Source organism: Planococcus sp. FY231025 (genome assembly GCF_052078085.1).
Classification (GTDB): Bacteria; Bacillota; Bacilli; order Bacillales_A; family Planococcaceae; genus Planococcus.
In genome coordinates, this window is record NZ_JBQJJG010000015.1 from 59303 (window position 1) to 66103 (window position 6801).

The following is a 6801-nucleotide window of genomic DNA, read 5'->3' on the forward strand; positions in this document are numbered from 1 at the left end:
AACCGAGTAGAGTAAAGTAGAGCGTGGAATTAGAGGAGGTTAGCTGAGATGACTTCGATTATTATGTCATTTGATAATGTGACATTTACATATGCACCAGAAGATAAAACCGTACGGCCTGCCGTTGCGGACCTTTCTTTTGCCATCAGCGAAGGGGAATGGATCGCACTTGTCGGCCATAACGGCTCCGGGAAGTCGACGATTGCGAAATTGATGAACGGCCTGCTGTTTCCGGCGGCCGGGCAGGTTTCGGCCCTTGGCCAAGCGATGTCGGAGGAGAATTTATGGGATATCCGTTCACAGATGGGGATGGTGTTCCAGAATCCCGATAACCAATTTGTCGGAGCGACCGTCCAGGACGATGTGGCATTTGCCCTTGAGAACAACGGTGTGCCGCATGCAGAGATGGTCATCCGGGTGAAAGAATCTTTGCGCCAAGTGAAGATGGACGATTATATGGACCATGAACCGCATCACTTGTCCGGCGGCCAGAAGCAGCGTGTGGCAATTGCCGGCGCATTGGCCTTGCGCCCGCGTCTTTTAATACTAGATGAAGCCACATCGATGCTCGATCCGCAAGGGCGCATGGAAGTGATTGAGACGATTCAGGAGCTCCGGGAAGCGACGGGTTTGACCGTCATCTCGATTACGCACGATCTGGAAGAAGCGGCTTTGGCAGACCGGATGATCGTCATGAACCAAGGGCATAAACAGATGGAAGGGACGCCTCAGCAAGTCTTCCAGTCCGGAAGCGAGCTAGTAAGGCTGGGGCTGGATCTGCCTTTTGCCATGCGCATGTCGCATCTGCTCGAAGAAGCAGGTGTCCAGACAAATGGAGAACATATGACAGAAGATAAGTTGGTGGATGAATTATGGAAATTCTACTACAGGAAGTAGGATACAGTTACGCGCAGAATACGCCGTTTGAAAAAAGGGCGCTGCAGCACGTCAACTTGCATATCCCTTCAGGATCCTATACGGCGATCATCGGACATACCGGTTCCGGGAAATCGACTGTCCTGCAGCATTTGAACGCCCTTCTGATCCCCACCGAAGGCGCTGTCATCATCGGCGACCGCAAGATTGAAGCGGGGATTAAAGCGAAAAACCTCCGGGAGATCCGCCGGCAGGTCGGCATCGTGTTCCAGTTTCCGGAACAGCAGCTGTTTGATGAGACGGTCCTGAAAGATATCATGTTCGGTCCGTTGAATTTCGGCGTGCCGGAAGAGGAAGCAAGCCGCCGGGCGCATGAACTTGTCTCGCTCCTCGGTTTGCCGCCGGAAGTGCTGGAAAAATCACCATTCGATCTGTCAGGCGGCCAAATGCGCCGGGTGGCAATTGCCGGGGTGCTTGCGATGGAACCGAGTGTGCTGGTGCTTGATGAACCGACGGCCGGCCTTGATCCAAGAGGACGGCGGGAAATCATGGACTTGTTCCACAAACTGCATGTGGAAAAAGGGCTGACCACGGTGCTCGTAACCCATAGCATGGAAGATGCGGCACGCTACGCCGACCGGATCGCCATCATGCATGGCGGAAAATGCGTCACTACTGGAGAGCCGAAAGACATTTTTGCAAATGAAGAGCAATTGCTCGATTACCGCTTAGAGCCTCCGCGCACGGTTCGCCTGCAGCGGCAGTTCGAAGAAAAGATGGGCGTCCAGTTGGACGGGATTTCCTTGACGGAAGAAGCGCTGGCAAAAAATATCGCCGTGGCGCTCGGGGAAGGGCGTGATCCCGAATGATGGAGAAAATGATTTTTGGCCGGTACATCCCTGGTAACTCTCTTATCCACCGCCTGGATCCGCGGGCGAAGATTCTGTTCGTCTTCCTTTTTATCGCCATTGTCTTTGTGGCGAACAATGCGCTAACCTACGGCATCTTGCTGGCATTTACCTTCGGCGTGATTTTCCTGTCGAAAATCCGTCTATACTTCCTGGTGAATGGATTGAAACCGGTCTTTATCTTATTGATTTTCACATTTCTCCTGCACCTCTTCTTCACGCAAGGGGGCCAGCTGCTCTTAAGCATCGGGTTTGTAGATATCTATGAAGAAGGGCTGCGGCAAGGGATTTTCCTGTCGATCCGCTTTTTGGTATTGGTGTTCATCACGAGCATCCTGACATTGACCACTTCGCCGATTTCCATCACGGATGGCATTGAAACGCTCCTTGGACCCTTCAAGCGCATCAAGCTGCCTGTCCATGAACTGGCATTGATGATGTCGATCTCGCTGCGTTTCATCCCGACATTGATGGATGAGACCGGCAAGATCATGAAAGCGCAGATGGCCAGAGGGTCCGATATCGGCTCAGGTCCGGTGAAAGAACGCATCAAAGCGGTTGTGCCGCTGCTCATCCCGCTGTTTGTCAGCGCCTTTAAACGGGCGGAAGACTTGGCGACGGCAATGGAAGTGCGCGGATACCGCGGCGGCGAAGGCCGGACCCGCTACCGCCAGCTTGACTGGCGCTGGGCTGATACCTTGAGCATCTTGGTATTGGCTGTTTTGACCGGTGTGCTTTGGTATTACCGAACATAAGGAGAGAAAGCATGAAACGAATGAAAGCGAAAATCGCTTATGATGGCTCCGGGTTTGCGGGCTACCAAATCCAGCCGGAAGCGCGCACCGTCCAGCAGGAGCTGATGGCGGTGCTTCAGAACATCCATAAAGGCGAAGTGATCCAAGTGGTCGCGAGCGGGCGGACAGACGCTAAAGTGCATGCAACTGGCCAAGTGATCCATTTCGATACCCCGCTGTCCATTCCGGTGAGCGGCTGGCTGAAGGCATTGAATGTCCTGCTGCCGGAAGACATACGGGTGCTGGAAATAGCAGAAGCAGAGCCCGGGTTCCATGCCCGCTACCATACGGTTGGCAAGACCTACCGCTATAAATGGGACCGCAGCCCGATCATCAACCCGTTTACCCGCCATTATATGGTCCATACCAAGCAGCGGCCGGATGTCGGTGAAATGCGGGAAGCAGCGGCCGCGTTTATCGGCACCCATGATTTCTCCAGTTTCTGTGCTGCCAACACCGGGGTTGTAGACAAGGTCCGCACTATCCGGCGCCTGGATTTCGAGGAACACGGGGAAGAGCTCCATATGGTCATTGAAGGGTCGGGGTTCCTGTACAATATGGTGCGGATCATCGCAGGTACTCTGATGGAAGTCGGCCTGGGCCGCAGAGAAGCGGCTGAACTGCGGGAAATCATACGCAGCGCGGACCGGGGAGCTGCCGGAAAAACAGCGGCAGCCCACGGGTTGTACCTGGAACATGTGGAGTACGAAGACTGAAGCAACTTTTCCAGGTGTTTTTAGAAAAACCCTTGACTTTTCACGTCATTCATTATAAGATGATGTATGGTATTTTCATTACCCCCACGATATGCCCCGGAAGGTTATTTGTGTTAAGGGATAACGAAAAAACGGAACAACGGACATGTTTCAACGGAACTTGGAACATGATTAATAACAGAGATGATATTTTAGGAGGACAATATACATGCGTACAACATTCATGGCTAAAGGTCACGAAGTCGAGCGTAAATGGTTGGTTGTCGATGCAGAAGGGCAAACTCTTGGACGTTTAGCTTCTGAAGTCGCTTCAATCCTACGCGGTAAATACAAACCAACATTCACACCAAACGTTGACACAGGTGACCACGTGATCATCATCAACGCTGACAAGATCCACTTGACTGGTAAAAAATTGTCAGACAAAATCTACTATCGCCACACGCAATACTCAGGCGGTTTGAAACAGCGCACAGCACTTGAAATGCGCACAAAGTACCCGACTAAAATGCTTGAATTGGCTATTAAAGGGATGCTTCCTAAAAACAGCTTAGGCCGTCAAACGTTCAAGAAATTGCACGTTTACGCAGGACCAGAGCATAACCACCAAGCACAACAACCAGAAGCTTACACACTTCGCGGATAATTATTAGTAAATAAGAGGAGGATACACCTTTGGCACAAGTTCAATATATTGGTACAGGTCGCCGTAAAAACTCTACAGCTCGCGTACGTTTAGTACCAGGAGACGGCACAATTACAATCAACAACCGTGACGTATCGGATTACGTTCCATACGAAACACTTGAGCAAATCATCAAACAACCACTAGTCGCTACTGAAACTCTTGGCAGCTACGATGTGCTTGTAAACGTAAGAGGCGGCGGCTTCACAGGTCAAGCTGGAGCAGTACGCCACGGAATTGCACGCGCTCTACTTACTGTAGATCCTGCTTTCCGCCCAGCTTTGAAATCAGCTGGCTTGCTAACTCGCGACCCACGTATGAAAGAACGTAAGAAACCAGGTCTTCGTTCAGCTCGTCGTGCACCACAGTTCTCAAAACGTTAATTTTCAATTACTCAAAAGCACTTTCCGAAGCGATTCGGAAGGTGCTTTTTCCATGCGCTTTGCCAAAAGACAGAATAGATTTAAAATGAATGGCGCTATGTTATACTGTACGGTGAGCAAAAGTGATAAGGAGTGTATCGATATGTTAACTGAAGTACAAGTACGCGAGTTGCTGGGGACACTGCAAGACCCGTTTTTACATAGATCGTTGACTGAAACGAACGGCATCACTTCCGTAACGATTAAGGAAGAGAAGAACCACGTGAGCGTCAAGCTGGCTATTGCAAAAACGAATACGCCTGAGCAGATGCAGCTGCAAATGAAAGTGGTAGATGTGCTGAAGGGCGCAGGAGCTGGGTCAGTCGGCATCCGTTTTGAAGAATTGCCGCCGGAAGCGCTGGCAAGTTTCCGTGGGACGGCAAACGAATCGGAAGCCCAGGATCTTTTATCCCCTCTTAATAAAGTGGAATTCATTTCGATTGCAAGCGGAAAAGGCGGCGTCGGAAAATCGACGGTTTCAGTCAACTTGGCAGTCGCACTTGCGCGCCTCGGCAAAAAAGTCGGATTGATCGATGCCGATATCTACGGCTTCAGCGTGCCGGACATGATGGGGATCGACAAGTCGCCGGTCGTACGCGGCGACACCATCATTCCTGTGGAACGTTTCGGTGTAAAAGTCATTTCGATGGGCTTCTTCGTTGAAGACAACATGCCGGTCGTGTGGCGCGGCCCGATGCTTGGGAAGGTTCTTGACCAGTTCTTCCGCGACGTGGAATGGGGCGAGCTGGATTACCTGCTCTTGGACTTGCCGCCGGGCACAGGGGATGTCGCACTTGATATCCACCAGATGCTCCCGGCTTCCAAAGAAATCGTCGTGACGACGCCGCACCCGACTGCCGCATTTGTTGCAGCGCGTGCCGGAGCGATGGCTATCCAGACGAACCACGAAGTTCTGGGCGTCATTGAAAACATGTCTTGGTTCGAAAGCAAAGAGACCGGCAAGAAAGAATACCTTTTCGGGCAGGGCGGCGGACCGAAACTTGCAGAAGAATTGCAAGCGCCATTGCTTGGCCAGATTCCATTAGGCCAGCCGGATTGGAACGAAGCGGACTTTGCGCCTTCCGTTTACCTGGAAGACCATCCGACGGGGAAAATCTACGAAGACATTGCCAACCAGATCTTAAAGCAGTTTGCCAATAAACAATGAGACGGAGCCTGAAAGCTGGATGAAGCTTTCAGGCTTTTTCTATTTATGAACAGAATGCCATTTTTTTCAAGGTTTGTTCACAACTGCGAGGCGTGCTTGATGGATTTTTAAGTTAGGTGTTTGGTACAATCTTAAGAGGATTTTAAACAATGGAGGCATTAACGTGACAATACGAAATTGGGTTAAGTTTTTTATAAATGCTATGTTGATCGGGGGAGGCATCACCGGGATTCTCGGCTTGTTCATCCGGTGGAATGATGTTTTTGCGCCTGCCTTTGAAGCGGGAGCGTGGGGAGAATTCTTCGCAGGATTCGTTTGGATGGTAGTGGTCGGGATGACGATGAGCCTGATCGCTCAAATGGGCTTTTTCGCATACTTGACGATCCATCAATTCGGGGTCAACATGTTCCGGACATTGACCTTATGGAATTGGGTGCAGCTGCTGATCATTGCGGTTGTCATCTTTGATTTAATTGTTTTCCGTTTCATGCCGAACGCAGAGACTGCTGCACAGGGCTGGCTTTATGCAGGGCTCTTGGCCATCCTAATTGCAACGGCAATCGTGACGGCGTACTTTAAAGCCAAGTGGACGACAAAATCGACGTTCATCTCAGCGCTGTTCTTCATGATTGCCGTGACGACACTAGAATGGCTGCCCGTGCTGATGGTCCAGGCAGGGAATGTAGACAGCTGGGTGACGCTTTTGCTATTCCCCTTCCTAGCGGTTAATGCTTATCAGCTGTTGATGCTGCCGAAGTACAACGCAAAGTCCGACGAAGACCGGCAGAAACTTGAAGAGCGCAGAGCGGCCCGCAAGATGGCAGCGGAGACTGCCGCCAAAAAATAAGATGAAACGAAAATCCGTCCGGCTCTCTTGGAAAGAGGAAGCCGGACGGATTTTTTTTGGTTCTTTGCAGGAGCTTTTCATTTTCTATCCGATTAAAAATTAAAGAACCAAGGAAAGAAGAAGGCGGCAAAGGGGAGCGGGTGTGCTTGGAACCCTTGTCACATCAAGGGATGTAGGCTTCAAAAAGAGGGGGAGAAAAAGAAAGGGAATCATTTTTAAAAACTTTTTCAAATGTGTTGACAGAAGAATAAACATGCTTTAATATAATAAAGGTCGCCAAGCAAGAACGCGAAACAAAAACAGCAAGGCGCACAACATGAACCTTGAAAACTGAACAGCAAAACGTCAACGAAAGACGTCACGAGCGCCGAGGCGCGAGAACGGC

At 50.7% G+C, this 6801-nt stretch carries 8 protein-coding genes; all 8 read left to right on the plus strand.

All coding sequences use genetic code 11. From position 1 onward, the window contains the following. Positions 1–48 precede the first annotated feature (48 nt). The 8 genes from ACTL32_RS18115 (at position 49) to ACTL32_RS18150 (ending at position 6416) form a co-directional block, all read left to right on the plus strand. Positions 49–897, plus strand: a complete 849-nt coding sequence (locus ACTL32_RS18115; RefSeq protein ID WP_441342754.1) for an energy-coupling factor ABC transporter ATP-binding protein — start codon at positions 49–51, stop codon at positions 895–897. Then, positions 873–1745, plus strand: a complete 873-nt coding sequence (locus tag ACTL32_RS18120; RefSeq protein ID WP_441342755.1) for an energy-coupling factor ABC transporter ATP-binding protein — start codon at positions 873–875, stop codon at positions 1743–1745. The genes ACTL32_RS18115 and ACTL32_RS18120 overlap by 25 nt, the downstream gene beginning before the upstream one ends. After that, complete coding sequence (locus ACTL32_RS18125; RefSeq protein ID WP_441342756.1) at positions 1742–2539, plus strand: energy-coupling factor transporter transmembrane component T family protein; 798 nt, start codon at positions 1742–1744, stop codon at positions 2537–2539. The genes ACTL32_RS18120 and ACTL32_RS18125 overlap by 4 nt, the downstream gene beginning before the upstream one ends. Positions 2540–2550: 11 nt before the next feature. Continuing rightward, positions 2551–3294 (plus strand): tRNA pseudouridine(38-40) synthase TruA, encoded by a 744-nt coding sequence (truA, locus tag ACTL32_RS18130; RefSeq protein ID WP_441342757.1) that lies wholly within the window; start codon positions 2551–2553, stop codon positions 3292–3294. Positions 3295–3502: 208 nt separating this feature from the next. Next, the gene (gene rplM / locus ACTL32_RS18135) at positions 3503–3940 is read left to right on the plus strand and encodes a 50S ribosomal protein L13 (protein WP_204893864.1); all 438 of its coding nucleotides are present in this window, start codon (positions 3503–3505) and stop codon (positions 3938–3940) included. A 29-nt stretch (positions 3941–3969) separates the two neighbouring features. Beyond that, complete coding sequence (gene rpsI, locus ACTL32_RS18140) at positions 3970–4362, plus strand: 30S ribosomal protein S9 (protein WP_036803984.1); 393 nt, start codon at positions 3970–3972, stop codon at positions 4360–4362. A gap of 142 nt (positions 4363–4504) precedes the next feature. Beyond that, a complete protein-coding gene (locus ACTL32_RS18145; protein ID WP_441342758.1) occupies positions 4505–5569 on the plus strand; it encodes an Mrp/NBP35 family ATP-binding protein in 1065 nt (354 codons plus the stop codon). Between the two features lie 163 nt (positions 5570–5732). Further along, positions 5733–6416, plus strand: coding sequence for a KinB-signaling pathway activation protein (locus tag ACTL32_RS18150; protein ID WP_441342759.1), 684 nt, complete (start codon positions 5733–5735; stop codon positions 6414–6416). Positions 6417–6801: the final 385 nt, after the last annotated feature.